Source organism: Pseudomonas sp. R4-34-07 (assembly GCF_003852375.1).
Taxonomy (GTDB): domain Bacteria; phylum Pseudomonadota; class Gammaproteobacteria; order Pseudomonadales; family Pseudomonadaceae; genus Aquipseudomonas.
In genome coordinates this window covers 5,282,564-5,309,313 of the sequence record NZ_CP027760.1, presented here as the reverse complement: position 1 = coordinate 5,309,313, position 26,750 = coordinate 5,282,564, and the positions used below count along the sequence as shown (strand labels likewise).

Annotated in this window: 16 protein-coding genes, 6 tRNA genes and 3 rRNA genes; 24 read left to right on the top strand and 1 reads right to left on the bottom strand. The window is 54.6% G+C overall.

The genetic code is table 11. From position 1 onward, the window contains the following. Window positions 1-2 precede the first annotated feature (2 nt). The gene (locus C4J85_RS24510; protein ID WP_124369026.1) at window positions 3-1,415 is read right to left on the bottom strand and encodes a peptidoglycan DD-metalloendopeptidase family protein; all 1,413 of its coding nucleotides are present in this window, start codon (window positions 1,413-1,415) and stop codon (window positions 3-5) included. Between the two features lie 208 nt (window positions 1,416-1,623). On the opposite strand from C4J85_RS24510, the gene tyrS reads away from it, so the two are divergent. From tyrS to fusA, 24 genes are all read left to right on the top strand, one after another. Further along, entirely contained in the window at window positions 1,624-2,823 is a 1,200-nt protein-coding gene (tyrS, locus tag C4J85_RS24500) for a tyrosine--tRNA ligase (protein ID WP_124408315.1), read from the top strand. 497 nt (window positions 2,824-3,320) lie between these two features. After that, window positions 3,321-4,857 (top strand): 16S ribosomal RNA (locus tag C4J85_RS24490). A gap of 122 nt (window positions 4,858-4,979) precedes the next feature. After that, window positions 4,980-5,056: transfer RNA gene (locus C4J85_RS24485), tRNA-Ile, on the top strand. 10 nt (window positions 5,057-5,066) lie between these two features. Next, window positions 5,067-5,142 (top strand) — tRNA-Ala (locus tag C4J85_RS24480). Window positions 5,143-5,381: 239 nt separating this feature from the next. Continuing rightward, window positions 5,382-8,273, top strand: a 23S ribosomal RNA gene (locus tag C4J85_RS24475). A 168-nt stretch (window positions 8,274-8,441) separates the two neighbouring features. Further along, a 5S ribosomal RNA gene (rrf, locus tag C4J85_RS24470) occupies window positions 8,442-8,557 on the top strand. Together the 16S, 23S and 5S rRNA genes with 2 tRNA genes alongside form the textbook arrangement of a ribosomal RNA operon. Before the next feature lie 158 nt (window positions 8,558-8,715). Further along, window positions 8,716-9,672, top strand: a complete 957-nt coding sequence (gene birA, locus C4J85_RS24465; protein ID WP_124410898.1) for a bifunctional biotin--[acetyl-CoA-carboxylase] ligase/biotin operon repressor BirA — start codon at window positions 8,716-8,718, stop codon at window positions 9,670-9,672. Beyond that, the gene (locus C4J85_RS24460) at window positions 9,662-10,411 is read left to right on the top strand and encodes a pantothenate kinase (RefSeq protein WP_124368532.1); all 750 of its coding nucleotides are present in this window, start codon (window positions 9,662-9,664) and stop codon (window positions 10,409-10,411) included. Before birA ends, C4J85_RS24460 begins: the two co-directional genes overlap by 11 nt. Window positions 10,412-10,418: 7 nt before the next feature. Next, window positions 10,419-10,865 carry a hypothetical protein gene (locus tag C4J85_RS24455; RefSeq protein WP_124410897.1) on the top strand — a complete coding sequence of 149 codons (447 nt, stop codon included), beginning with the start codon at window positions 10,419-10,421 and terminating at the stop codon, window positions 10,863-10,865. 141 nt (window positions 10,866-11,006) lie between these two features. Then, window positions 11,007-11,091, top strand: a tRNA-Tyr gene (locus tag C4J85_RS24450). A 23-nt stretch (window positions 11,092-11,114) separates the two neighbouring features. Next, a tRNA-Gly gene (locus C4J85_RS24445) sits at window positions 11,115-11,188 on the top strand. A gap of 26 nt (window positions 11,189-11,214) precedes the next feature. Then, window positions 11,215-11,290: transfer RNA gene (locus C4J85_RS24440), tRNA-Thr, on the top strand. A gap of 163 nt (window positions 11,291-11,453) precedes the next feature. After that, window positions 11,454-11,529: transfer RNA gene (locus C4J85_RS24435), tRNA-Trp, on the top strand. Window positions 11,530-11,574: 45 nt separating this feature from the next. Next, the gene (gene secE, locus C4J85_RS24430; protein ID WP_005791990.1) at window positions 11,575-11,943 is read left to right on the top strand and encodes a preprotein translocase subunit SecE; all 369 of its coding nucleotides are present in this window, start codon (window positions 11,575-11,577) and stop codon (window positions 11,941-11,943) included. 9 nt (window positions 11,944-11,952) lie between these two features. Then, window positions 11,953-12,486, top strand: coding sequence for a transcription termination/antitermination protein NusG (gene nusG / locus C4J85_RS24425; protein WP_003176436.1), 534 nt, complete (start codon window positions 11,953-11,955; stop codon window positions 12,484-12,486). Between the two features lie 116 nt (window positions 12,487-12,602). After that, complete coding sequence (gene rplK, locus C4J85_RS24420) at window positions 12,603-13,034, top strand: 50S ribosomal protein L11 (protein WP_003176435.1); 432 nt, start codon at window positions 12,603-12,605, stop codon at window positions 13,032-13,034. Beyond that, on the top strand, window positions 13,034-13,729 hold the full coding sequence (gene rplA / locus C4J85_RS24415; protein ID WP_003232403.1) for a 50S ribosomal protein L1: 696 nt from the start codon (window positions 13,034-13,036) through the stop codon (window positions 13,727-13,729). The genes rplK and rplA overlap by 1 nt, the downstream gene beginning before the upstream one ends. 199 nt (window positions 13,730-13,928) lie before the next feature. Beyond that, the gene (gene rplJ / locus C4J85_RS24410; protein WP_003232405.1) at window positions 13,929-14,429 is read left to right on the top strand and encodes a 50S ribosomal protein L10; all 501 of its coding nucleotides are present in this window, start codon (window positions 13,929-13,931) and stop codon (window positions 14,427-14,429) included. Window positions 14,430-14,507: 78 nt separating this feature from the next. Further along, window positions 14,508-14,873: a 50S ribosomal protein L7/L12 gene (gene rplL / locus C4J85_RS24405; protein WP_003176432.1), complete on the top strand. Its 366-nt coding sequence runs from the start codon at window positions 14,508-14,510 to the stop codon at window positions 14,871-14,873. Window positions 14,874-15,092: 219 nt separating this feature from the next. Next, window positions 15,093-19,166 carry a DNA-directed RNA polymerase subunit beta gene (gene rpoB, locus C4J85_RS24400; protein WP_057724824.1) on the top strand — a complete coding sequence of 1,358 codons (4,074 nt, stop codon included), beginning with the start codon at window positions 15,093-15,095 and terminating at the stop codon, window positions 19,164-19,166. A gap of 64 nt (window positions 19,167-19,230) precedes the next feature. Continuing rightward, a complete protein-coding gene (gene rpoC, locus C4J85_RS24395; RefSeq protein ID WP_124364615.1) occupies window positions 19,231-23,430 on the top strand; it encodes a DNA-directed RNA polymerase subunit beta' in 4,200 nt (1,399 codons plus the stop codon). Window positions 23,431-23,646: 216 nt separating this feature from the next. Next, window positions 23,647-24,018 (top strand): 30S ribosomal protein S12, encoded by a 372-nt coding sequence (rpsL, locus tag C4J85_RS24390; RefSeq protein WP_002555494.1) that lies wholly within the window; start codon window positions 23,647-23,649, stop codon window positions 24,016-24,018. Window positions 24,019-24,136: 118 nt separating this feature from the next. Next, window positions 24,137-24,607 (top strand): 30S ribosomal protein S7, encoded by a 471-nt coding sequence (gene rpsG, locus C4J85_RS24385; protein ID WP_002555493.1) that lies wholly within the window; start codon window positions 24,137-24,139, stop codon window positions 24,605-24,607. A gap of 30 nt (window positions 24,608-24,637) precedes the next feature. Further along, complete coding sequence (gene fusA / locus C4J85_RS24380) at window positions 24,638-26,743, top strand: elongation factor G (protein WP_124364614.1); 2,106 nt, start codon at window positions 24,638-24,640, stop codon at window positions 26,741-26,743. Window positions 26,744-26,750: the final 7 nt, after the last annotated feature.

Genomic DNA, 26,750 nt, shown 5'->3' with positions numbered 1-26,750 from the left:
CCTTAACGCTTCGCCGAAGCCAGCAGGGTGGAGCGCTCCTGATCCATGCGGGCCATCAGCGGCTGGCTTTGTTGCATGAAGCGCGCGCGTTCTGCTTTGGCGATCGGGTCGGCCATTGGCAGTTTTTGGCCCAATGGATCTACGTGTACCCCGTTGACCTGGAATTCATAATGCAAGTGTGGCCCGGTGGACAGGCCGGTCGTGCCGATGTAACCGATCACTTGCCCCTGCTTCACGTTGCCACCGGTTTTGACGCCCTTGGCAAACCCTTGCATGTGGCCATACAGCGTACGGTAGGTGTTGCCGTGCTGGATGATCACCGTGTTGCCGTAACCACCACGACGCCCGGCCAACAGAACCTTACCGTCGCCAGCTGCCTTGATTGGCGTGCCACGGGGAGCGGCATAGTCGACACCTTTGTGAGCGCGGATTTTGTTCAGAATTGGATGCTTGCGACCCATGGAGAAACGCGAGCTAATACGAGCGAAGTCCACCGGTGTACGGATGAACGCCTTGCGCATGCTGTTGCCATCTGCGGTGTAGTAACTGGTATTGCCCTGTTTGTTGGTATAGCGCACTGCGGTGTAGGTTTTGCCGCGGTTGGTAAAGCGTGCAGACAGGATGTTGCCAGTGCCGACCACCTTGCCGTTGGCAACTTTCTGCTCGTAGATCACATCGAATTCGTCACCCTGGCGAATGTCCTGGGCGAAGTCGATGTCGTAGCCAAATACGCTGGCCATGTCCATGGTCATGCTGTGGGACAGGCCCGCCCGGGCGGCGGATTGCGACAGCGAGCTATTGATCACGCCGTGTACGTAGGCAGAGCGCATGACCGGTTTGGTGGTAATGCGATTGAAGGCAAAACCCTTTGCGCCTTTGCTCAGGCTGATGCTTTCCAGGTCATTGATATTGGTGTGCAGGTTGTTCAACTGGCCATCGGGCGTCAGTTCGAACTCAAGCTTCTGCCCATGTTTGAGCTGGGTGAATTGCTTGGCTTGCTTATCGGTGGCCAGGACGTCATTGACGGTGGCGGCAGGCAATCCGACCTTTTCGAACAGCGTTGACAGTGTGTCGCCTTTACTCACGATCACTTCGCGGTGCTGAGGACTCTTGGCTGCAACTGCTGCGGGCTTTTCCTGGGCGGCTTCCTGAGTTTCTTCGGGCGTGTTTTCAATCTGTGCGAACGGAGACTCAGCAGGGGTATTTGTGGCTTGTTGAGCGTCGGAAGCGTCTTGATCTTGTGTCAGTTGCTCAACAGGGCTTTCCAGGTCGAGGCTTAGGGATGTTCGTTTGGCTTCTACGTCACTGGAAGGGAATACCAGGAGTGCCAGGCTGAGAAGGGCGGCGATACCACTTGCGGCGAGCAGGTGGGTCTTCGGGTAAAGCGGCGGCGCTTTAGACGGTTCAGTGGTCATAGGTATTTTGACTTTGAAGATGAAATGGAAAAGATGAATGACATGATGAAGATGAAATAACTGTATAAAATATAACCAAATCATCTGTGGCGCAAGCTCGCGAACGCTGGGCTTGCGCAATGGTGTCCGTGCGCAGGGCAAAACTTGTAATTAGTCCCTGATCTTGTATGGTTGGTTCCCTTTTGAATCTGAGCCTTGCGGGTCTGTTATGAAGTCGGTTGAAGAGCAGCTAGCGCTGATAAAACGTGGTGCGGAAGAACTGTTGGTCGAAGCTGAGCTGGTCGAAAAGCTCAAGCGTGGCCAGCCCCTGCGTATTAAGGCCGGCTTTGACCCAACCGCGCCGGATCTGCACCTTGGCCATACCGTGCTTATTAATAAGCTGCGTCAGTTCCAGGAGCTGGGTCATCAAGTCATCTTCCTTATCGGTGACTTCACCGGGATGATCGGCGACCCGAGCGGCAAGAGCGCAACGCGTCCGCCGCTGACTCGCGAGCAAGTGCTCGACAATGCCGAGACCTACAAGACCCAGGTATTCAAAATCCTTGATCCGGCCAAAACCGAGGTGGCATTCAACTCCACCTGGATGGACCAGATGGGGCCGGCGGACTTCATCCGCCTGACGTCGCAATACACCGTCGCTCGCATGCTCGAGCGCGATGACTTCGACAAGCGCTATTCCACCAATCAGCCGATCGCTATCCATGAGTTTCTTTACCCGTTGGTCCAGGGGTATGACTCGGTGGCGTTGCGTGCGGATATCGAGCTGGGCGGGACGGATCAGAAGTTCAACCTGTTGATGGGGCGTGAGCTGCAGCGTGCCTATGGGCAGGAAGCTCAGTGCATTTTGACCATGCCGTTGCTGGAGGGGTTGGACGGCGTCAAGAAGATGTCCAAGTCGCTGGGCAACTATGTCGGCATCCAGGAAGCGCCGGGCGTGATGTACGGCAAGCTGGTTTCCATTCCGGATTCGTTGATGTGGCGTTACTTCGAGTTGCTGAGCTTCCGCTCGATGGATGAGATCAATGCGTTGCGTGCTGATGTGGAGGCAGGTGCAAACCCGCGTGATGTGAAGATCAAGCTGGCCGAAGAGATCGTGGCGCGCTTTCATGGTGAAGAGGCTGCGGCCAATGCTCACCGTGCGGCGGGCAATCGCATGAAGGATGGCGAGTTGCCGGACGATCTGCCGGAGATCGAGTTGACGGCGGCCGAGGCAATGCCTATCGCAGCTGTCCTTAATAAGGCGGGCCTGGTGAAGAACTCAGCGGTTGCCCGTGACCTTCTCGGTTCGGGCGGTGTGCGTATAGATGGTGAGGTGGTTGATCGCACCTTTATATACGAGCTGGGCGCGACTCACGTTTGCCAAGCGGGAAAGAAGGCATTTGCGCGTATCACGCTCAAATCCGAATAAGTCGTTAATTAGGGCTTGACGGCGAATTATATCGCTCTATAATTCGCCCCACTTCCGGCGCAGTCGAAACGGAAAACTTCTTGGTAAACAATGAGTTAAGTAGGTTTCGATAGCAGGTTGCTTCAGTTCATCGAAGCCAAAAGGAAGTTGAAAAAGAGGTGTTGACAGCAGCGTGTAACGCTGTAGAATTCGCCTCCCGCTTACGAGAGATCGCAAGCGCAAGTGGTTGAAGTTGTTGAAGAATTCTTCGAAAGCTTCTGAAAATAACCGCTTGACAGCAAATGAGGCTGCTGTAAAATGCGCGCCTCGGTTGAGGCGAATAGCTCTTAGCCAACCGCTCTTTAACAACTGAATCAAGCAATTCGTGTGGGTGCTTGTGGAGTCAGACTGATAGTCAACAAGATTATCAGCATCACAAGTTACTCCGCGAGAAATCAAAGATGTAACCAACGATTGCTGAGCCAAGTTTAGGGTTTCTTAAAAACCCAAAGATGTTTGAACTGAAGAGTTTGATCATGGCTCAGATTGAACGCTGGCGGCAGGCCTAACACATGCAAGTCGAGCGGTAGAGAGAAGCTTGCTTCTCTTGAGAGCGGCGGACGGGTGAGTAATGCCTAGGAATCTGCCTGGTAGTGGGGGATAACGTTCGGAAACGGACGCTAATACCGCATACGTCCTACGGGAGAAAGCAGGGGACCTTCGGGCCTTGCGCTATCAGATGAGCCTAGGTCGGATTAGCTAGTTGGTGAGGTAATGGCTCACCAAGGCGACGATCCGTAACTGGTCTGAGAGGATGATCAGTCACACTGGAACTGAGACACGGTCCAGACTCCTACGGGAGGCAGCAGTGGGGAATATTGGACAATGGGCGAAAGCCTGATCCAGCCATGCCGCGTGTGTGAAGAAGGTCTTCGGATTGTAAAGCACTTTAAGTTGGGAGGAAGGGCAGTTACCTAATACGTGATTGTTTTGACGTTACCGACAGAATAAGCACCGGCTAACTCTGTGCCAGCAGCCGCGGTAATACAGAGGGTGCAAGCGTTAATCGGAATTACTGGGCGTAAAGCGCGCGTAGGTGGTTTGTTAAGTTGGATGTGAAATCCCCGGGCTCAACCTGGGAACTGCATTCAAAACTGACTGACTAGAGTGTGGTAGAGGGTGGTGGAATTTCCTGTGTAGCGGTGAAATGCGTAGATATAGGAAGGAACACCAGTGGCGAAGGCGACCACCTGGACCAACACTGACACTGAGGTGCGAAAGCGTGGGGAGCAAACAGGATTAGATACCCTGGTAGTCCACGCCGTAAACGATGTCAACTAGCCGTTGGGAGCCTTGAGCTCTTAGTGGCGCAGCTAACGCATTAAGTTGACCGCCTGGGGAGTACGGCCGCAAGGTTAAAACTCAAATGAATTGACGGGGGCCCGCACAAGCGGTGGAGCATGTGGTTTAATTCGAAGCAACGCGAAGAACCTTACCAGGCCTTGACATCCAATGAACTTTCTAGAGATAGATTGGTGCCTTCGGGAACATTGAGACAGGTGCTGCATGGCTGTCGTCAGCTCGTGTCGTGAGATGTTGGGTTAAGTCCCGTAACGAGCGCAACCCTTGTCCTTAGTTACCAGCACGTCATGGTGGGCACTCTAAGGAGACTGCCGGTGACAAACCGGAGGAAGGTGGGGATGACGTCAAGTCATCATGGCCCTTACGGCCTGGGCTACACACGTGCTACAATGGTCGGTACAGAGGGTTGCCAAGCCGCGAGGTGGAGCTAATCCCAGAAAACCGATCGTAGTCCGGATCGCAGTCTGCAACTCGACTGCGTGAAGTCGGAATCGCTAGTAATCGCGAATCAGAATGTCGCGGTGAATACGTTCCCGGGCCTTGTACACACCGCCCGTCACACCATGGGAGTGGGTTGCACCAGAAGTAGCTAGTCTAACCTTCGGGAGGACGGTTACCACGGTGTGATTCATGACTGGGGTGAAGTCGTAACAAGGTAGCCGTAGGGGAACCTGCGGCTGGATCACCTCCTTAATCGACGACATCAGCTGCTCCATAAGTTCCCACACGAATTGCTTGATTCATTGAAGAAGACGATAGAAGCAGCTTTAAGCTCCAAGCTGATAGCTCTTAGCTAATCAGTTGCGCTCGAAATTGGGTCTGTAGCTCAGTTGGTTAGAGCGCACCCCTGATAAGGGTGAGGTCGGCAGTTCGAATCTGCCCAGACCCACCAATTTTGTTATGGGGCCATAGCTCAGCTGGGAGAGCGCCTGCCTTGCACGCAGGAGGTCAACGGTTCGATCCCGTTTGGCTCCACCATTAACTGTTTCTGCTGTTAGAGTTTAGAAATGAGTATTCCGCTGTGAATATTGATTTCTAGTCTTTGATTAGATCGTTCTTTAAAAATTTGGGTATGTGATAGAAAGATAGACTGGACGTTACTTTCACTGGTAACGGCTCAGGCTAAGGTAAAATTTGTGAGTCGCTCTTAATTGAGTATGATCGAATTTTCGGCGAATGTTGTCTTCACAGTATAACCAGATTGCTTGGGGTTATATGGTCAAGTGAAGAAGCGCATACGGTGGATGCCTTGGCAGTCAGAGGCGATGAAAGACGTGGTAGCCTGCGAAAAGCTTCGGGGAGTCGGCAAACAGACTTTGATCCGGAGATGTCTGAATGGGGGAACCCAGCCATCATAAGATGGTTACCTTACACTGAATACATAGGTGTATGGAGCGAACCAGGGGAACTGAAACATCTAAGTACCCTGAGGAAAAGAAATCAACCGAGATTCCCTTAGTAGTGGCGAGCGAACGGGGACTAGCCCTTAAGTGGCTTTGAGATTAGCGGAACGCTCTGGAAAGTGCGGCCATAGTGGGTGATAGCCCTGTACGCGAAAATCTCTTAGTCATGAAATCGAGTAGGACGGAGCACGAGAAACTTTGTCTGAATATGGGGGGACCATCCTCCAAGGCTAAATACTACTGACTGACCGATAGTGAACTAGTACCGTGAGGGAAAGGCGAAAAGAACCCCGGAGAGGGGAGTGAAATAGATCCTGAAACCGTATGCGTACAAGCAGTGGGAGCCTACTTTGTTAGGTGACTGCGTACCTTTTGTATAATGGGTCAGCGACTTATTTTCAGTGGCGAGCTTAACCGAATAGGGGAGGCGTAGCGAAAGCGAGTCTTAATAGGGCGTCTAGTCGCTGGGAATAGACCCGAAACCGGGCGATCTATCCATGGGCAGGTTGAAGGTTGGGTAACACTAACTGGAGGACCGAACCGACTACCGTTGAAAAGTTAGCGGATGACCTGTGGATCGGAGTGAAAGGCTAATCAAGCTCGGAGATAGCTGGTTCTCCTCGAAAGCTATTTAGGTAGCGCCTCATGTATCACTGTAGGGGGTAGAGCACTGTTTCGGCTAGGGGGTCATCCCGACTTACCAAACCGATGCAAACTCCGAATACCTACAAGTGCCGAGCATGGGAGACACACGGCGGGTGCTAACGTCCGTCGTGAAAAGGGAAACAACCCAGACCGTCAGCTAAGGTCCCAAAGTTATGGTTAAGTGGGAAACGATGTGGGAAGGCTTAGACAGCTAGGAGGTTGGCTTAGAAGCAGCCACCCTTTAAAGAAAGCGTAATAGCTCACTAGTCGAGTCGGCCTGCGCGGAAGATGTAACGGGGCTCAAACCATACACCGAAGCTACGGGTATCACGTAAGTGATGCGGTAGAGGAGCGTTCTGTAAGCCTGTGAAGGTGAGTTGAGAAGCTTGCTGGAGGTATCAGAAGTGCGAATGCTGACATGAGTAACGACAATGGGTGTGAAAAACACCCACGCCGAAAGACCAAGGTTTCCTGCGCAACGTTAATCGACGCAGGGTTAGTCGGTCCCTAAGGCGAGGCTGAAAAGCGTAGTCGATGGAAAACAGGTTAATATTCCTGTACTTCTGGTTATTGCGATGGAGGGACGGAGAAGGCTAGGCCAGCTTGGCGTTGGTTGTCCAAGTTTAAGGTGGTAGGCTGGAATCTTAGGTAAATCCGGGATTCCAAGGCCGAGAGCTGATGACGAGTTGTCTTTTAGACGACGAAGTGGTTGATGCCATGCTTCCAAGAAAAGCTTCTAAGCTTCAGGTAACCAGGAACCGTACCCCAAACCGACACAGGTGGTTGGGTAGAGAATACCAAGGCGCTTGAGAGAACTCGGGTGAAGGAACTAGGCAAAATGGCACCGTAACTTCGGGAGAAGGTGCGCCGGTGAGGGTGAAGGACTTGCTCCGTAAGCTCATGCCGGTCGAAGATACCAGGCCGCTGCGACTGTTTATTAAAAACACAGCACTCTGCAAACACGAAAGTGGACGTATAGGGTGTGACGCCTGCCCGGTGCCGGAAGGTTAATTGATGGGGTTAGCTAACGCGAAGCTCTTGATCGAAGCCCCGGTAAACGGCGGCCGTAACTATAACGGTCCTAAGGTAGCGAAATTCCTTGTCGGGTAAGTTCCGACCTGCACGAATGGCGTAACGATGGCGGCGCTGTCTCCACCCGAGACTCAGTGAAATTGAAATCGCTGTGAAGATGCAGTGTATCCGCGGCTAGACGGAAAGACCCCGTGAACCTTTACTATAGCTTTGCACTGGACTTTGAATTTGCTTGTGTAGGATAGGTGGGAGGCTTTGAAGCGTGGACGCCAGTTCGCGTGGAGCCAACCTTGAAATACCACCCTGGCAACTTTGAGGTTCTAACTCAGGTCCGTTATCCGGATCGAGGACAGTGTATGGTGGGTAGTTTGACTGGGGCGGTCTCCTCCTAAAGAGTAACGGAGGAGTACGAAGGTGCGCTCAGACCGGTCGGAAATCGGTCGTAGAGTATAAAGGCAAAAGCGCGCTTGACTGCGAGACAGACACGTCGAGCAGGTACGAAAGTAGGTCTTAGTGATCCGGTGGTTCTGTATGGAAGGGCCATCGCTCAACGGATAAAAGGTACTCCGGGGATAACAGGCTGATACCGCCCAAGAGTTCATATCGACGGCGGTGTTTGGCACCTCGATGTCGGCTCATCACATCCTGGGGCTGAAGCCGGTCCCAAGGGTATGGCTGTTCGCCATTTAAAGTGGTACGCGAGCTGGGTTTAGAACGTCGTGAGACAGTTCGGTCCCTATCTGCCGTGGACGTTTGAGATTTGAGAGGGGCTGCTCCTAGTACGAGAGGACCGGAGTGGACGAACCTCTGGTGTTCCGGTTGTCACGCCAGTGGCATTGCCGGGTAGCTATGTTCGGAATAGATAACCGCTGAAAGCATCTAAGCGGGAAACTAGCCTCAAGATGAGATCTCACTGGGACCTTGAGTCCCCTGAAGGGCCGTCGAAGACTACGACGTTGATAGGTTGGGTGTGTAAGCGCTGTGAGGCGTTGAGCTAACCAATACTAATTGCCCGTGAGGCTTGACCATATAACACCCAAGCAATTTGTTGCTCCTAGTTGAAAGACGAAAGAGGCCAGATTGCGGTGTGTGAAGACGCAATGAACCGAAAGTTCGATGCTCACAAAACACCGACTTCTATCCCATACCCAATTTGCTGAAGCGAGGCCACATGGTCACGACTCAGTACCCGAATTTCTTGACGACCATAGAGCATTGGAACCACCTGATCCCATCCCGAACTCAGTAGTGAAACGATGCATCGCCGATGGTAGTGTGGGGTTTCCCCATGTGAGAGTAGGTCATCGTCAAGATTAAATTCCGAAACCCCATTTGCGAAAGCAGATGGGGTTTTGTTTTGGGCGGTCGAAAAGTGCCAAGGCCTATATCTCCGGCTGAGGGCGTGCGGCCTTTCTATGCAATGCCTCTTGGCATGGCTATTATGCGTGCCTCATTGTGAGGCGATACCTGCATGCTTACGCTGTTAGAACTTCTGAAAGATGGCCGATTCCATTCCGGGGAGGCGCTGGGTGCCGCCTTGGGCGTTAGCCGCAGTGCCGTGTGGAAGCAGCTTCAGCTTCTCGAGGCTGAATTGAATCTACCTATTCATAAGGTGCGTGGTAAGGGATACCAGCTAGCAGCGCCGCTGGTGTTTTTGAATGCAGAAGAGATTGCGCGAAGTGTGCCGTCGTTGCCGTGGCCTATCCACATTCATGGCTCGATTGATTCCACCAACGCTGAGGCGTTGCGCTTGGTGGGTGCCGCGCAAGCCGCGCCGGTTCTGGTATTGGCTGAGCAGCAAACAGCTGGCCGGGGCAGACGTGGTCGAAAGTGGGTCAGTCCATTCGCCCAAAACATCTATTACAGTCTCGTGCTGCGTATTGAGGATGGTCTCCGGCAATTGGAGGGCTTGAGTCTTGTGGTTGGCTTGGCAGTCATCCAGGCTTTGCGAGAGTCGGGTGTGCAGGGCGCAGTCTTGAAATGGCCAAACGACGTACTGGTCGGGCAGAAGAAGATTGCTGGAATATTGCTGGAGTTGGTGGGGGATCCGGCAGACATCTGTCATGTGGTTGTCGGCATCGGGATCAATGTGAATATGCAGAAGGCTGAAGTTGACCAGCAATGGACGTCGGTACAGCTTGAGACGGGGACTGCTGCTGATCGTAATGCCTTGGTGGCCCAAGTCAGCTTGCAGCTCCAGCGCTACCTGGATCGGCACAGGGAGTCTGGCTTTTCAGCTCTCCAGGAGGAATGGGAGAGCAATCATGCATGGCAAGGGCGGGCGGTATCGCTTATCGCCGGTGTGAGTCGTATTGATGGAGTGGTACTCGGTGTTGACCGTCAAGGTGCGTTGCGCTTGAGCGTTGACGGTGTTGAGAAAACTTACAGCGGTGGTGAGCTAAGCCTGAGGTTGCGTGATGATTCTTGAGCTCGACTGCGGGAATAGCTTTATCAAATGGCGAGTGCTGGGTGCCGACAGGGTGGCCGCCGTGGCGGAGGGCGTTGTCGGTTCGAATCTCGCATTGATTGAAAGCCTGAATGCGGTGCCGGATATGTCGCTCACTCGTTGCCGGCTGGTGAGCGTTCGTGCGCTGGAGGAAACAAACAAGCTGGTCGAGACATTGGTCCAGGCTTTTGGCATCACTGTTTCGTGCGCGACATCGGCTGCGCAGATGGCGGGCGTTCGCAATGGCTATGACGATTTCGAACGACTTGGTCTTGATCGTTGGCTGGCGATCCTTGGTGGGTACAAGTTGGCGTCAGGCGCTTGCCTGGTGCTGGATTTTGGCACTGCGGCGACTGCCGATTTTATCGATGCCGATGGCGAACACTTGGGAGGTTTCATTTGCCCAGGTCTGCCCCTTATGCGCAACCAGCTGCGCACGCATACCCGCAAGATACGCTACGACGATGCTGCTGCTGAGCGTGCTCTGGAACGTCTAACGCCTGGACGTACAACCGCCGAGGCGGTCGAGCGTGGCTGTACACTGATGCTAAGGGGGTTTGTGTTGACACAGACCGAGCTTGCCAGAAGTTATTGGGGAAATGACTTCACGGTGTTCCTGACCGGTGGAGATGCTGACCTGGTGTTCGACGCTGTGCCGCAGGCGCGGCTTGTTCCTGATCTGGTATTTATTGGTCTGGCAATGGCATGTCCGTTGTTATGAGGTGTTTATGCGTTGGCTGTTCCTGCTTCTACTGATCCTCAACGTCTTTTATTACATATGGCATCAGCAAGAGGCGCCATTGCGCGCCAAGGACGTCACCCCCCTGAGCCTTTATCGTGGCTCCCAGCAGGACATACGATTGCTGAGTGAATCTTCCGAAACGATGGGTCGAAGAGATCGTGCAAAAACGCCCGACGCGCAAAATTCCTGCCTGTACATCGGAGGATTTACCGATCAGCGTCAGGCGCAAGCTGTCGAGCAGCGCCTCACCAGCCTGGATATAAAGGTCAGGGTTCAATTGCTGAACATGCCTGAGGCCAGCGGTTACTGGCTTCGAGTGGCCCCTGAAAGCAGGCGCTTGGCGGATGATCTGCCCTTTGAAAACCTTGCTAAGGAATTCAATGAGTTAAAACACAAAATAATGCTGTGCGAAGGCATTGCAACTCTCGAATAGTTTGCATAGAATGGCGCCCGCTTCGCAGTGAAGACCTTCAGAGGCTTTGGTGGGAAGCGGCGTCAATGCAGCTAACCTCATAATTTAAATGAGAAAATGCTTGACAGAAGGTCGGCGTGATGTAAAATGCCGGCTCGCTTAGGAGGGGTTCCCGAGCGGCCAAAGGGATCAGACTGTAAATCTGACGTCTACGACTTCGAAGGTTCGAATCCTTCCCCCTCCACCATTTTAGCGTGAGCTGCAAGCTCCGCGGGTATAGTTTAGTGGTAGAACCTCAGCCTTCCAAGCTGATGATGCGGGTTCGATTCCCGCTACCCGCTCCAAGTTTGCAGGTTGTGCACGGTGTTTTGCTCTTGTAGCTCAGTTGGTAGAGCACACCCTTGGTAAGGGTGAGGTCAGCGGTTCAAATCCGCTCAAGAGCTCCATATAACAAGGCAGATATGAAAATATCTGCCTTTGTTTTAACGGCTGCCTCGGCTTGTGTCGTGTTGTTTCTGGCGTTGGTTGTCAGTTGATTTCAAGTCTGTTGGGGTTGGTTGTTGTAAAGTCTTTTTCGGGCCTGCATAATGGTCGGCCTGATTTTGTTTTAGGTCAGTAGCTCAATTGGCAGAGCGACGGTCTCCAAAACCGTAGGTTGGGGGTTCGATTCCCTCCTGACCTGCCAGATTCACGTGGTGTGTCTGGCTTTCTTTTCACAGGATCTTCATAGATGACTCCTAAGGCTGAAGCTCAAAGCTCTCGTTTCGATCTGTTCAAGTGGCTCGCCGTAGTCGCCTTGGTGGTCGTAGGCGTTGTTGGCAATCAGTACTATTCTGCTTCGCCGATCCTGTACCGCGTTCTCGCTTTGCTTGCCCTTGCTGCTGTAGCTGCCTTTGTAGGTCTGCAGACCGCTAAAGGCAAGTCTTTCGCGGTCCTGGTAAAGGAAGCTCGCACCGAAATTCGTAAAGTCGTTTGGCCGACTCGCCAAGAAACCACACAGACCACATTGATTGTCGTGGCTGTCGTTCTGGTTATGGCGTTGCTGTTGTGGGGGCTTGATTCCCTGCTCGGCTGGCTTGTTTCCTTGATTGTTGGCTAAGGGTGTCCCGTGGCTAAGCGTTGGTACGTTGTGCATGCTTACTCGGGTTACGAGAAGCATGTTATGCGCTCTTTGCTGGAGCGCGTAAAGCTGGCAGGCATGGAAGATGGCTTCGGCGAAATTCTGGTTCCCACTGAAGAAGTGGTTGAAATGCGGAATGGTCAGAAGCGCAAGAGTGAACGCAAGTTCTTCCCTGGCTACGTGCTGGTACAGATGGACATGAACGAAGGTACTTGGCACTTGGTCAAGGACACTCCTCGTGTCATGGGTTTCATTGGCGGTACCGCTGATAAGCCTGCGCCGATCACTGACAAAGAGGCGGAAGCAATTCTGCGTCGCGTTGCTGACGGTAGTGACAAGCCTAAGCCGAAGACGTTGTTCGAGCCAGGTGAGGTTGTTCGTGTTACAGACGGTCCGTTCGCTGATTTCAACGGCACTGTCGAAGAAGTTAACTACGAAAAGAGCCGGATCCAAGTGGCAGTGCTCATTTTCGGTCGCTCTACTCCGGTAGAGTTGGAATTCAGTCAGGTCGAGAAGGTCTAGCTGAGCAAGCATCCCAACCCCGCAGCCTAGGCTGTGGGGTTTTGTCGTCACTGGGATAAACGCGCAAGTAACCGGGGAGCCTTTCGAGGCGTTCGAACCCGTAATTGGAGTGCCTCATGGCCAAGAAGATTACCGCTTACATCAAGCTGCAAGTGAAGGCCGCTCAGGCCAACCCTAGCCCACCCGTCGGTCCAGCTCTGGGTCAGCACGGCGTGAACATCATGGAGTTCTGCAAGGCTTTCAACGCCCGTACTCAGGGTCTTGAGCCAGGTCTGCCGACTCCAGTGATCATCACTGTATACAGCGACCGTAGCTTCACTTTCGAAACCAAGTCGACTCCGGCTTCGGTTCTTCTGAAGAAAGCTGCCGGTCTGACTAGCGGTTCCGCTCGTCCGAACACCGTTAAGGTTGGCACCGTAACTCGTGCTCAGCTGGAAGAAATCGCGAAAACCAAAAACGCGGATCTGACTGCAGCTGATATGGATGCAGCCGTGCGTACCATCGCCGGTTCTGCTCGTAGCATGGGCCTTAACGTGGAGGGTGTGTAATGGCTAAGCTGACCAAGCGCCAAAAGGCTATCGCCGGCAAAATCGAAGCGGGCAAGGCCTACAATTTTGTAGACGCTGCTGCTCTGCTGACCGAGCTGTCGACTGTCAAGTTCAGCGAGTCCGTTGACGTTGCTGTGAACCTGGGTGTTGACCCACGTAAATCCGACCAGGTCGTTCGTAGCGCTACTGTGCTGCCACACGGTACTGGCAAGACCGTACGTGTTGCTGTCTTCACCCAAGGCCCGGCCGCTGAAGCTGCTCTGGCCGCCGGCGCCGATCGCGTTGGCATGGACGACCTGGCTGCCGAAATGAAAGGCGGCGACCTGAACTATGACGTCGTTATTGCCTCCCCGGATGCAATGCGCGTTGTAGGTCAGTTGGGTCAGATCCTGGGCCCGCGCGGCCTGATGCCTAACCCTAAAGTCGGCACCGTAACGCCAGACGTAGCTACCGCGGTTAAAAACGCCAAGGCTGGTCAGGTTCGTTATCGCACCGACAAAAACGGCATCATTCACACCTCCGTTGGCAAAGTCGGCTTCGATGCCGTCAAGCTGAAGGAAAACGTTGAAGCCCTGATCGCTGATCTGAAGCGTATCAAGCCTGCTTCCTCGAAAGGTATCTACGTCAAGCGCGTTACCCTGAGCACCACTATGGGCCCAGGTCTGGTCATCGACCAAGGCTCGCTGGACGTATAAGACACAGGTTGGCGCAAGTGATTGCGCCAATTGAAAGATTGGGGTCCCTGCCTGGCGGGGGCTATCCAAGACCGTAGGCGACGCAAGTCTTAAACCAACAAGCCTACGCAGATGGTGCTCCCGGTTCCTTACCGAATCAGACACCAAAACGACATCAGGCCTAGGCCGGATGAAACGGTAACAAGCAGGAGTTAAACCCGTGGCAATTAATCTCGAAGACAAGAAGGCCATCGTCGCTGAAGTCAACGAGGCTGCCAAAGCTGCTCTGTCCGCTGTCGTGGCTGATGCCCGTGGTGTGACAGTAGGCGCTATGACCGGACTCCGTAAAGAGGCTCGTGAAGCTGGCGTGTACGTACGTGTTGTACGTAACACCTTGCTCAAGCGCGCCGTTGCTGACACTGAATACAGTGTGCTCAACGACGTGTTCACCGGCCCGACTCTGATCGCGTTCTCCAAAGATCATCCAGGCGCTGCTGCCCGTTTGTTCAAGGAATTCGCCAAGAGTCAGGACAAGTTCGAGATCAAGGCAGCTGCGTTCGAGGGCAAGTTCCTCGCAGCTAACCAAATCGACGTACTGGCAACACTGCCGACCCGCGACGAAGCCATTTCGCAGCTGATGAGCGTGATTCAAGGCGCTACCAGCAAGCTGGCTCGTACTCTGGCTGCAGTTCGCGAGCAAAAAGAAGCTGCCGCAGCCTAAGGCTGAGCAACTTCTCTCGCGTATTTTTGTTTATTTCGATGGCCGCGTAGGCCGTCCCCCAATTCAGGAAATACAGCAATGTCTATCTCCCAAGACGATATCCTCAACGCCGTAGCTGAAATGTCGGTTCTGCAGGTTGTTGAGCTGATCAAAGCTTTCGAAGAAAAATTCGGCGTTTCCGCTGCCGCTGCTTCCGCTGGTCCAGCTGTTGCTGCTGTCGCTGCTGAAGAGCAAACCGAATTCAACGTCATGCTGCTGGAAGCTGGCGAGAAGAAAGTAAACGTGATCAAGGCAGTACGTGAACTGACCGGTCTGGGCCTGAAAGAAGCCAAGGCTGTAGTTGACGGCGCTCCTGCCCAGGTTCTGGAAGCTGTGTCGAAAGACGCTGCTGACAAAGCCAAAGCTACTCTGGAAGAAGCAGGCGCTAAAGTCGAGCTGAAGTAAGCATCGACCTTGCGTCTCCAGCCCACGCTTTAAGCTGAAGGCTGATGGCTGGTGGCTCTTGCCACCGGCCTTTTTCCGTTCTTGGCTGACGACTCGGTCGCCGCCATTAACGCGCTGTAGCCACCCGATGCGGTGGTGCAAACCATGGGGTTTGCAAGATTTTCTGGCTGCTCCCGTCGGGAGGGCCAAACAAGCAGGTGACCAAGCTGGGGAACGCTGATGGCTTACTCATATACTGAGAAAAAACGTATCCGCAAGGACTTTAGCAAGTTGCCGGACGTCATGGATGTCCCGTACCTTCTGGCTATCCAGCTGGATTCGTATCGTGAATTCTTGCAGGCGGGAGCGACCAAAGATCAGTTCCGCGACGTGGGCCTGCATGCGGCCTTCAAATCCGTTTTCCCGATCATCAGCTACTCCGGCAATGCTGCGCTGGAGTACGTCGGTTATCGCCTGGGCGAACCGGCATTTGATGTCAAAGAATGCGTGTTGCGCGGTGTTACGTACGCCGTACCTTTGCGGGTAAAAGTCCGTCTGATCATTTTCGACAAAGAATCGTCGAACAAAGCGATCAAGGACATCAAAGAGCAAGAAGTCTACATGGGCGAAATCCCACTGATGACTGAAAACGGTACCTTCGTTATCAACGGTACCGAGCGCGTAATCGTTTCCCAGCTGCACCGTTCCCCGGGCGTGTTCTTCGACCACGACCGCGGCAAGACGCACAGCTCCGGTAAGCTCCTGTACTCCGCGCGGATCATTCCGTACCGCGGTTCGTGGTTGGACTTTGAGTTCGACCCGAAAGACTGCGTGTTCGTGCGTATCGACCGTCGTCGCAAGCTGCCGGCTTCGGTACTGCTGCGCGCGCTCGGCTATACCACTGAGCAAGTGCTGGACGCCTTCTACACCACCAACGTATTCAGCCTGAAGGATGAAACCCTCAAGCTGGAGCTGATCGCTTCGCGTCTGCGTGGTGAAATTGCCGTCCTGGACATCCAGGATGAAAAGGGCAAGGTCATTGTTGAAGCTGGCCGTCGTATTACCGCGCGCCACATCAACCAGATCGAAAAAGCCGGCCTCAAAGAGTTGGAAGTGCCGCTGGACTACGTCCTGGGCCGCACTACCGCCAAGGTCATTGTTCACCCGGCTACAGGCGAAATCCTGGCTGAGTGCAACACCGAGCTGAACACCGAGATCCTGGCCAAAATTGCCAAGGCCCAGGTCGTTCGCATCGAGACCCTCTACACCAACGACATCGACTGCGGTCCGTTCATCTCCGACACGCTGAAGATCGACTCCACCAGCAACCAATTGGAAGCGCTGGTCGAGATCTATCGCATGATGCGTCCTGGTGAGCCGCCAACCAAAGACGCTGCCGAGACCCTGTTCAACAACCTGTTCTTCAGCCCTGAGCGCTATGACCTGTCTGCGGTCGGCCGGATGAAGTTCAACCGTCGTATCGGTCGTACCGAAATCGAAGGTTCGGGCGTGCTGTGCAAGGAAGACATCGTCGCGGTACTGAAGACCCTGGTCGACATCCGTAACGGCAAAGGCATTGTCGATGACATCGACCATCTGGGTAACCGTCGTGTTCGCTGCGTAGGCGAAATGGCCGAGAACCAGTTCCGCGTTGGCCTGGTACGTGTTGAGCGTGCGGTCAAAGAGCGTCTGTCGATGGCTGAAAGCGAAGGCCTGATGCCGCAAGACCTGATCAACGCCAAGCCAGTGGCTGCAGCGGTGAAAGAGTTCTTCGGTTCCAGCCAGCTCTCGCAGTTCATGGACCAGAACAACCCGCTCTCCGAGATCACCCACAAGCGCCGTGTCTCCGCACTGGGCCCGGGCGGTCTGACCCGTGAGCGCGCTGGCTTTGAAGTCCGTGACGTACACCCGACGCATTACGGTCGTGTATGCCCGATCGAAACGCCGGAAGGTCCGAACATCGGTCTGATCAACTCCCTGGCCGCTTATGCGCGCACCAACCAGTACGGCTTCCTTGAGAGCCCGTACCGTGTGGTGAAAGAGGGTCTGGTCACTGACGAGATCGTGTTCCTGTCCGCCATCGAAGAAGCTGATCACGTGATCGCTCAGGCTTCGGCCACGATGAACGACAAGAAAGTCCTGATCGACGAGCTGGTAGCCGTTCGTCACTTGAACGAGTTCACCGTCAAGGCGCCGGAAGACGTCACCTTGATGGACGTATCGCCCAAGCAGGTAGTTTCGGTTGCAGCGTCGCTGATCCCGTTCCTGGAGCACGATGACGCCAACCGTGCGTTGATGGGTTCCAACATGCAGCGTCAAGCTGTACCGACCCTGCGCGCCGACAAGCCGCTGGTAGGTACCGGCATGGAACGTAACGTAGCCCGTGACTCCGGCGTTTGCGTCGTGGCTCGTCGTGGCGGCGTGATCGACTCCGTTGATGCCAGCCGTATCGTGGTTCGTGTTGCAGATGACGAAGTTGAAACCGGTGAAGCCGGCGTCGACATCTACAACCTGACCAAATACACCCGTTCGAACCAGAACACCTGCATTAACCAGCGTCCGCTGGTGCGTAAGGGTGATCGCGTTCAGCGTAGCGACATCATGGCCGATGGCCCGTCCACCGACATGGGTGAGCTGGCACTGGGTCAGAACATGCGCATCGCGTTCATGGCCTGGAACGGTTACAACTTCGAAGACTCCATCTGCCTGTCGGAACGAGTTGTTCAAGAAGATCGCTTTACCACGATCCACATCCAGGAACTGACCTGTGTGGCGCGTGACACCAAGCTTGGGCCAGAGGAAATCACTGCAGACATCCCGAACGTGGGTGAAGCTGCACTGAACAAGCTGGACGAAGCCGGTATCGTTTATGTAGGTGCTGAAGTTGGCGCCGGCGACATCCTGGTCGGTAAGGTCACTCCGAAAGGCGAGACCCAGCTGACTCCGGAAGAGAAGCTGCTGCGTGCCATCTTCGGTGAAAAAGCCAGCGACGTTAAAGACACCTCCCTGCGTGTACCTACCGGTACCAAGGGTACTGTCATCGACGTACAGGTCTTCACCCGTGACGGCGTTGAGCGTGATGCTCGTGCGCTGTCCATCGAGAAGACTCAACTCGACGAGATCCGCAAGGACCTCAACGAAGAGTTCCGTATCGTTGAAGGCGCGACCTTCGAACGTCTGCGCTCCGCTCTGGTAGGCCACAAGGCTGAAGGCGGCGCAGGTCTGAAGAAAGGTCAGGACATCACCGACGAAATCCTCGACGGTCTTGAGCACGGCCAGTGGTTCAAACTGCGCATGGCTGAAGATGCTCTGAACGAGCAGCTCGAGAAGGCCCAGGCCTACATCGTTGATCGCCGCCGTCTGCTGGACGACAAGTTCGAAGACAAGAAGCGCAAACTGCAGCAGGGCGATGACCTGGCTCCAGGCGTGCTGAAAATCGTCAAGGTTTACCTGGCAATCCGTCGTCGCATCCAGCCGGGCGACAAGATGGCCGGTCGTCACGGTAACAAGGGTGTGGTCTCCGTGATCATGCCGGTTGAAGACATGCCGCACGATGCCAATGGCACCCCGGTCGACGTCGTCCTCAACCCATTGGGCGTACCTTCGCGTATGAACGTTGGTCAGATCCTCGAAACCCACCTGGGCCTCGCGGCCAAAGGTCTGGGCGAGAAGATCAACCGTATGATCGAAGAGCAGCGCAAGGTCGCAGACCTGCGCAAGTTCCTGCACGAGATCTACAACGAGATCGGCGGTCGCAACGAAGAACTGGACACCTTCACCGACCAGGAAATCCTGGATCTGGCGAAGAACCTGCGCGGCGGCGTTCCAATGGCTACCCCGGTGTTCGACGGTGCCAAGGAAAGCGAAATCAAGGCCATGCTGAAACTGGCAGACCTGCCGGAAAGCGGCCAGATGCAGCTGTTCGACGGCCGTACCGGCAACAAGTTCGAGCGCCCGGTTACTGTTGGCTACATGTACATGCTGAAGCTGAACCACTTGGTAGACGACAAGATGCACGCTCGTTCTACCGGTTCGTACAGCCTGGTTACCCAGCAGCCGCTGGGTGGTAAGGCTCAGTTCGGTGGTCAGCGTTTCGGGGAGATGGAGGTCTGGGCACTGGAAGCATACGGTGCTGCATACACTCTGCAAGAAATGCTCACAGTGAAGTCGGACGATGTGAACGGTCGTACCAAGATGTACAAAAACATCGTGGACGGCGATCACCGTATGGAGCCGGGCATGCCCGAGTCTTTCAACGTGTTGATCAAAGAAATTCGTTCCCTCGGCATCGATATCGATCTGGAAACCGAATAACACGTGACGCGAATCGAGAGCGGGGCAGTGATGCCCGCTCTCTGCTCCGCCAGGAGGAAAGGCCTTGAAAGACCTACTGAATTTGCTGAAAAACCAGGGTCAAGTCGAAGAGTTCGACGCCATCCGTATTGGACTGGCATCGCCTGAGATGATCCGTTCGTGGTCGTTCGGTGAAGTTAAAAAACCGGAAACCATTAACTACCGTACGTTCAAACCTGAGCGTGACGGCCTGTTCTGCGCCAAGATCTTTGGCCCGGTAAAGGATTACGAGTGCCTGTGCGGTAAGTACAAGCGCTTGAAGCACCGTGGTGTGATCTGCGAGAAGTGCGGCGTTGAAGTTGCGCTGGCCAAGGTTCGTCGTGAGCGCATGGCGCACATCGAACTGGCTTCGCCGGTTGCCCACATCTGGTTCCTGAAATCGCTGCCGTCCCGTATCGGCTTGCTGATGGACATGACCCTGCGTGATATCGAACGCGTTCTCTACTTCGAGAGCTATGTCGTTATCGACCCAGGCATGACCACCCTTGAAAAAGGTCAGCTGCTGAACGACGAGCAGTACTTCGAAGCGCTGGAAGAGTTCGGTGATGATTTCGATGCCCGCATGGGTGCCGAAGCTGTCCGCGAACTGCTGCACGCTATCGACCTGGAACACGAGATTGGCCGTCTGCGCGAAGAAATTCCGCAAACCAACTCCGAAACCAAGATCAAGAAACTGTCCAAGCGTCTGAAGTTGATGGAAGCCTTCCAGGGTTCCGGCAACTTGCCAGAGTGGATGGTGCTGACCGTTCTGCCGGTTCTGCCGCCAGATCTGCGTCCGCTGGTACCGTTGGACGGTGGTCGTTTCGCGACGTCCGACCTCAACGACCTGTACCGCCGCGTGATCAACCGTAACAACCGCTTGAAGCGCCTGCTTGATCTGTCCGCTCCGGACATCATCGTGCGCAACGAAAAGCGTATGTTGCAAGAAGCCGTCGACGCCTTGCTCGACAACGGTCGTCGTGGCCGCGCTATCACAGGTTCCAACAAGCGTCCTCTGAAATCCCTGGCTGACATGATCAAGGGTAAACAAGGTCGTTTCCGTCAGAACTTGCTCGGTAAGCGTGTTGACTACTCCGGTCGTTCGGTAATTACCGTAGGCCCGACCCTGCGTCTGCACCAGTGCGGTCTGCCTAAGAAGATGGCGCTCGAGCTGTTCAAGCCGTTCATCTTCGGCAAGCTGGAAATGCGCGGTCTTGCGACCACCATCAAAGCGGCCAAGAAAATGGTCGAGCGCGAGCTGCCAGAGGTTTGGGACGTTCTCGCTGAAGTGATTCGCGAACACCCGGTTCTCCTCAACCGTGCACCGACCCTCCACCGTCTGGGTATCCAGGCGTTTGAACCGGTACTGATCGAAGGCAAGGCTATCCAGCTGCACCCTCTGGTCTGTGCTGCGTACAACGCCGACTTCGACGGCGACCAAATGGCCGTGCACGTTCCGCTGACACTGGAAGCCCAGTTGGAAGCGCGTGCGTTGATGATGTCGACCAACAACATCCTGTCGCCAGCCAACGGTGAGCCAATCATCGTTCCGTCGCAGGACGTTGTATTGGGTCTGTACTACATGACCCGTGAAGCGATCAACGCCAAGGGTGAAGGTCGTGTGTTCGCTGACCTGCAGGAAGTTGACCGTGTGTTCCGTGCCGGCGAAGCCGCACTGCACGCCAAGGTCAAAGTGCGGATTCACGAAACCGTCAACGACCGTGACGGCGGCAGCGTGAGCAATGTTCGTATCGTCGACACGACTGTCGGCCGTGCGCTGTTGTATCAGGTTGTACCAAAAGGCTTGTCGTACGACGTCGTCAACCTGCCAATGAAGAAAAAGGCGATCTCCAGGCTGATCAACCAGTGCTACCGCGTGGTTGGTTTGAAAGAGACCGTGATCTTCGCTGACCAGTTGATGTACACCGGTTTTGCTTATTCGACCATTTCCGGCGTTTCCATCGGTGTTAACGACTTTGTTATCCCTGATGAAAAAGCTCGCATCATCGCGGCTGCAACCGATGAAGTGAAAGAGATCGAGAGCCAGTACGCCTCCGGCCTGGTAACCCAGGGCGAGAAGTACAACAAGGTGATCGACCTCTGGTCCAAGGCCAACGACGAAGTTTCCAAGGCGATGATGGCCAACCTCTCGAAAGAGAAAGTCATCGACCGTCACGGCGACGAAGTTGACCAGGAATCCTTCAACTCGATGTACATGATGGCCGACTCGGGCGCACGGGGTTCTGCTGCGCAGATCCGTCAGCTCGCCGGTATGCGTGGCCTGATGGCCAAGCCGGACGGTTCCATCATCGAAACGCCGATTACAGCGAACTTCCGTGAAGGGTTGAGCGTACTCCAGTACTTCATCTCCACTCACGGTGCTCGTAAAGGCCTGGCGGATACCGCGTTGAAAACCGCTAACTCCGGTTACCTGACACGTCGTCTGGTAGACGTTGCCCAGGATCTGGTTGTAACCGAGATCGATTGCGGCACCGAGCATGGCCTGGTGATGACTCCGCACATTGAAGGCGGTGACGTTGTAGAGCCGCTGGGTGAGCGCGTATTGGGTCGTGTTATTGCCCGTGACGTCTTCAAGCCGGGTACCGAGGAAGTTATCGTTCCTGCCGGCACTCTGGTAGACGAGAAGTGGGTCGAGTTCATCGAACTCAACAGCATCGACGAAGTGATCGTTCGTTCGCCGATCAGCTGCGAAACCCGCTATGGCATCTGCGCCAAGTGCTACGGCCGTGACCTGGCTCGTGGTCACCAGGTGAACATCGGTGAAGCGGTCGGCGTTATCGCTGCCCAGTCCATCGGTGAGCCGGGTACCCAGCTGACCATGCGTACGTTCCACATCGGTGGTGCGGCAAGCCGGACCTCCGCAGCCGACAGCGTTCAGGTGAAGAATGGCGGTACTGTCCGTCTGCACAACCTGAAACACGTTGAGCGAGTGGATGGCCACCTGGTTGCTGTGTCCCGTTCCGGTGAGCTGGCGATCGCTGATGACTACGGTCGTGAGCGTGAGCGTTACAAGCTGCCGTACGGTGCTGTGATTTCGGTTAAAGAAGGTGACAAGGTCGACGCTGGCGCAATCGTGGCCAAGTGGGATCCGCACACTCACCCAATCGTTACCGAAATGAAAGGTACCGTGACCTACGTGGGCATGGAAGAAGGCATCACGATCAAGCGTCAGACTGACGAATTGACCGGTATGACCAACATTGAAGTACTCGACGCGAAAGATCGTCCAGCTGCCGGTAAAGACATCCGTCCTGCCGTGAAGATGGTCGATGACAACGGCAAGGACTTGTTGCTGCCAGGCACTGACGTAATCGCTCAGTACTTCCTGCCAGCCAACGCCTTGGTCGGTGTAGCGGATGGTGCGAAGATCGCGATCGGTGATGTTATCGCGCGTATCCCGCAAGAAACTTCGAAGACTCGAGACATCACCGGTGGTCTGCCGCGTGTTGCCGACTTGTTCGAAGCTCGTCGTCCGAAAGAAGCGTCGATTCTGGCTGAAGTCAGCGGCACCATCGCGTTCGGTAAAGAGACCAAGGGCAAGCGTCGTCTGGTCATTACCCCGAACGACGGTAGCGATCCGTACGAAGAGCTGATTCCTAAGTGGCGTCACCTGAACGTCTTCGAAGGCGAACAGGTAAACCGCGGCGAAGTTATCTCCGACGGCCCGAGCGACCCACACGATATCCTGCGTCTGCTGGGTGTGAGTGCGCTGGCCAAGTACATCGTTAACGAGATCCAGGACGTTTATCGTCTGCAAGGCGTGAAGATCAACGATAAGCACATCGAGACCATCCTGCGTCAGATGTTGCGTAAAGTTGAAATCGCTGAATCCGGCGATTCCAGTTTCATCAAGGGCGACCAGATGGAATTGACTCACGTACTCGTAGAGAACGAGCGTCTGGCTGGCGACGAGAAATTCGTTTCCAAGTTCACTCGCGTGCTGCTGGGTATCACCAAGGCGTCGTTGTCCACTGAATCGTTCATCTCGGCGGCCTCCTTCCAGGAGACCACTCGCGTACTGACCGAAGCTGCGGTAACCGGCAAGCGCGATTACCTGCGCGGCCTGAAAGAAAACGTGGTCGTGGGTCGTTTGATCCCGGCTGGTACCGGTTTGGCTTACCACAGCGAGCGCAAGCGCCGCCGTGACGCTGACAAGCCGTTGCGCGTAAGCGCCAGTGAAGTGGAAGCTGCACTGACCGAAGCGCTGAACTCAAGCGGTAACTGAGTTCTGCGATAAATAAGTCCGGGCCCTGGCAGCCCCATTCGTCGGATCGAGGCATTTTTGCCCCGGTTCGACGGGCGGGGAGGTCGGGGCCTTGCCTTGACTGGGGGCAAGATCCTCTTTAGACTCTTGTACCCCTAAATTTGGCGGGAATTCGTTCCTGCCATTTTGCTTTTCTTGCAAGACAATAGCGTCGCAAGACAACAGTGGAGCTAGTAGATGGCAACTATCAACCAGCTGGTACGTCAGCCGCGTAAGCGTATCGTCGAGAAATCCGACGTGCCTGCGCTGCAGAACTGCCCGCAACGTCGTGGCGTATGCACCCGTGTGTATACCACCACGCCGAAAAAACCTAACTCGGCACTGCGTAAAGTATGCCGTGTGCGCCTGACCAACGGTTTCGAGGTTTCCTCGTACATCGGCGGTGAAGGCCACAACCTGCAAGAGCACAGCGTGGTACTGATCCGCGGCGGTCGTGTAAAAGACTTGCCAGGTGTTCGTTATCACACCGTACGCGGCTCCTTGGATACTTCCGGCGTTAAAGGTCGTAACCAGGGTCGTTCGAAGTACGGTACCAAGAAGCCTAAGTAGTAACGGCTTTTTGTAAACCTGAATCATCTTATTTTCTGAGTCGATAAGAGTAAGGTCGGAGGCGTCCCGAAAGGGCACCGATTCCGAGCGAACCTGAAGACCGTTTGAGGGCTTATCCATGCCAAGAAGACGCGTAGCAGCCAAGCGCGAAGTGCTTGACGATCCAAAATACGGAAGCCAAATTCTGGCCAAGTTCATGAACCACGTAATGGAAAGCGGCAAGAAAGCCGTTGCCGAGCGTATCGTTTATGGCGCGCTGGAAAAGGTTAAAGAACGCAAGAACAGCGACCCCCTGGAAATCTTCGAGAAAGCTCTCGACGCCATCGCTCCGCTGGTCGAAGTGAAGTCGCGCCGTGTAGGCGGTGCTACTTACCAGGTTCCGGTTGAAGTTCGTCCGTCCCGTCGTAACGCTCTGGCAATGCGCTGGTTGGTAGACTTCGCCCGTAAGCGCGGCGAGAAGTCTATGGCCCTGCGTTTGGCCGGCGAACTGTTGGACGCTGCTGAAGGTAAAGGTGCTGCTGTTAAGAAGCGTGAAGACGTGCACCGTATGGCTGAAGCTAACAAAGCTTTCTCGCACTACCGCTTCTAATTTTAGCTTCACTAATTTTGCGAGGGCTTTATGGCTCGTACTACTCCGATTAGCCGCTACCGTAATATCGGTATCGTCGCTCACGTGGATGCTGGTAAAACCACCACCACCGAGCGCGTACTGTTTTACACCGGCAAAAGTCACAAGATGGGCGAGGTGCATGACGGCGCCGCGACCACAGACTGGATGGTTCAGGAGCAGGAGCGTGGTATTACCATTACTTCTGCTGCTATTACCGCCTTCTGGAAAGGTTCCGAGAAGCAGTACAAAGACGAGCACCGCTTCAACGTAATCGATACCCCAGGTCACGTAGACTTCACCATTGAAGTTGAACGTTCCCTGCGCGTACTCGACGGCGCTGTCGTTGTGTTCTGCGGTACCTCGGGTGTTGAGCCACAGTCGGAAACCGTATGGCGTCAAGCCAACAAATACGGCGTTCCACGTCTTGTTTACGTAAACAAGATGGACCGTGCTGGTGCCAACTTCCTGCGTGTGATCGGTCAGATCAAGCAACGTCTGGGTCACACTCCGGTGCCGATCCAGTTGGCTATCGGTTCCGAAGATAATTTCCAAGGCCAGATCGATCTGCTGACCATGGAAGCTGTCTACTGGAACGATGCCGACAAAGGTATGGTTCCTGTTCGCAAGCCTATCCCTGCTGAACTGCAGGAACTGGCTGACGAATGGCGCAACAACATGGTTGAAGCTGCGGCCGAAGCCAACGAAGAGCTGATGAACAAGTACCTCGAAGGTGAAGAACTCACCAACGTGGAAATCAAGGCTGCTCTGCGTCAGCGTACTATCGCTGGTGAGATCGTCCTGGCTGTTTGTGGCTCCTCGTTCAAGAACAAGGGCGTTCCCCTGGTTCTCGATGCTGTGATCGACTACCTGCCGGCACCGGTTGATATTCCTGCCATCAAGGGTACCGACCCGGATGACGAGACTATCGAGCTGGAGCGTCATGCAGACGACGCAGAACCGTTTTCCGCTCTGGCATTTAAAATTGCCACTGACCCATTCGTGGGTACCTTGACCTTCGTCCGCGTTTACTCGGGCGTGTTGAACTCCGGCGACGGCGTAATCAACTCGGTTAAAGGCAAGAAAGAGCGCGTGGGTCGTATGGTGCAAATGCACGCAAACGCCCGCGAAGAGATCAAGGAAGTACGCGCTGGTGACATCGCGGCCTTGATCGGCATGAAGGATGTCACCACTGGTGAAACCTTGTGCAACGCTGACAAGCCAATCATCCTGGTTCGCATGGACTTCCCGGAGCCGGTTATTTCGGTTGCCGTTGAGCCCAAGACCAAGGATGACCAGGAAAAAATGGGTATCGCTCTGGGCAAGCTTGCTCAGGAAGATCCATCTTTCCGCGTCAAGACTGATGAAGAGACTGGTCAAACGATCATCTCGGGCATGGGCGAGCTTCACCTGGACATCCTGGTTGACCGGATGCGCCGTGAGTTCAACGTCGAAGCCAACATCGGTAAGCCTCAGGTTTCCTATCGTGAGCGCATCACGAAAAGCTGTGAAATCGAAGGCAAGTTCGTTCGTCAGTCCGGCGGTCGTGGTCAGTTCGGTCACTGCTGGATCCGTTTTGCTCCTGCTGACGAAGGTCAGGAAGGTCTGCAATTCGTGAACGAAGTAGTAGGTGGTGTTGTTCCTAAGGAATACATCCCTGCTATCCAGAAGGGTATCGAAGAGCAGATGAAGAACGGTGTTGTTGCCGGCTATCCGCTGATCGGCCTGAAAGCAACCGTTTTTGACGGTTCTTACCACGACGTCGACTCCAACGAGATGGCGTTTAAGGTGGCTGCCTCCATGGCAACCAAGCAGCTGGCCCAAAAGGGCGGTGGTGAGTTGCTTGAGCCAATCATGGCGGTAGAAGTTGTTACACCTGAAGACTATATGGGTGATGTCATGGGCGACCTTAACCGTCGTCGCGGCATGATCTTGGGTATGGAAGACACGGTTTCCGGCAAAGTGATTCGCGCCGAGGTTCCGTTGGGTGAGATGTTCGGTTATGCGACCGACGTTCGCTCCATGTCTCAGGGTCGCGCAAGCTACTCTATGGAATTCAAAAAATACAACACAGCTCCGGCGCACATCGCTGAAACTGTATCCAAAAAACAAGGCTGATTCAGTC